We start from the raw sequence: 1,488 nt of genomic DNA on the forward strand, positions 1-1,488 counted from the left end.
AAGCCGAGCTCCTCGCCGATGGCCGTGAGGATCATGTCCGAGAAGGACAGCGGCACCTGGGTGGGGTTGCCCGCGCCCAGGCCGGTGCCCATCATCCCGCCCGAGGCCATCGCGAACAGGCCCTGGACCACCTGGTAGGAGCCGCCGAAGTCGCGATGGTAGATCTCGGGGTCGAAGGCCCTCAGCCAGATCTCGAACCGGGCGGTCACGTGCGGCATGAACAGGAACGCCAGCGCCGCGCCGAAGGCGATCAGGCCCAAGCCGAGGAGGATCCAGGAGGCGCGGGACGTGGCGATGTAGAGCATCGCCATGAACATGCCGAAGAACAGCAGGGCCGAGCCCAGGTCGCGCTGGAACACGAGCACGCCGAGCGCCAGGAGCCAGCCGGCCAGCAACGGGCCGAGGTCCCGGGCTCGGGGGAAGGTCACCGGGCCCACGCGGCGGCCGGCCAGCAGGATCAGGTCGCGGTTCGCGGAGAGGTAGCCGGCGAAGAAGATGGCCAGCGTGATCTTGGCGATCTCGCCGGGCTGGAAGGTGCCGAAGCCGACGTCGATCCAGATCCGCGCCCCGTACATGCTCAGGCCCAGCCCGGGCACGAGCGGCAGGAGCAGCAGCACGCCGGACGCGGCGAGGAACAGGTAGGGCCAGCGCCGCAGCACCCGGTGGTCGCGCACCAGGAACACCAGGGCGGAGGCCACCAGGACGGCCAGGACGGACCACACGAGCTGCGAGGTGGGGTTGGCCATCGCGGCGTCCTGGCTCAGCCGGTGGATCATGGCCAGGCCCAGCCCGTTGAGCAGGGCGGTGATCGGCAGCATGAACGGGTCCGCGTAGGGGGCCCGCAGCCGCAGGACCACGTGCAGCACAAGGGTGGCGGCGCCGAAGATGCCCAGCGGCACCCAGGCGGTGGAGTCCAGCGGGGCGTCCGTGCCGATCATGCCCAGCAGGTCCGCCCCCAGGGCGATGGCCAGGGCGGCCAGCAGCAGGACCAGTTCGATGTTCCGGCGCGGGCGTGCGGGGGAGATCACCTCGGTCACGGGGCCTCACCTCCGGTCGCGCTCGGAGACGACGCCGGGCTCGTCGGCGCGGCGGAGCCGGACGCGTCCGAGGGGCGGGCGGAGGACGACGACGGCGTCGCGCTCGGCCGGGCCCGCTCGGAGGGCTCACCGGCGGGGGCGGGGGCGTTCGGGTGCAGCGAGTCGCGCAGCTCGGCGACGATCTGCTCCGCGTGGTCCACGTCCCGGGCGGCCATGCCGGCGTTCACGCGGTCGCGTGCGTACGCGGGCAGCGCGTCCACCGGGAGGTCGGTCTGGCGGTCCACGTGGGACAGCTCGAGCGGGCCCAGCCGCTGGGAGACGCCCTTGAACACGGCGATCCGGCCGTCGTTGGCCCCCACGTAGTACTGCGTCTGGGTCCACAGGTAGCCCCACACGGCCACGGCCGCGAGGGTGAGGGCGAGCAGCGTGGTGAACACGGGGATGAACCTGC

General features: G+C 72.4%; 1 protein-coding gene and 1 pseudogene. Both read right to left on the reverse strand.

All coding sequences use genetic code 11. The annotated features are described in order from the left end of the window. The coding region (locus AB0N07_RS50900) for an FtsW/RodA/SpoVE family cell cycle protein (RefSeq protein WP_365847791.1) at positions 1–1,037 on the reverse strand (1,037 nt) is incomplete at its 3' end. Further along, positions 1,034–1,488: pseudogene (locus AB0N07_RS50905) on the reverse strand (hypothetical protein); the annotation flags it as partial. The gene AB0N07_RS50900 and the pseudogene AB0N07_RS50905, both read right to left, overlap by 4 nt.

Origin of the sequence: Streptomyces sp. NPDC051172 (genome assembly GCF_040682555.1) — a bacterium.
Classification (GTDB): domain Bacteria; phylum Actinomycetota; class Actinomycetes; order Streptomycetales; family Streptomycetaceae; genus Streptomyces.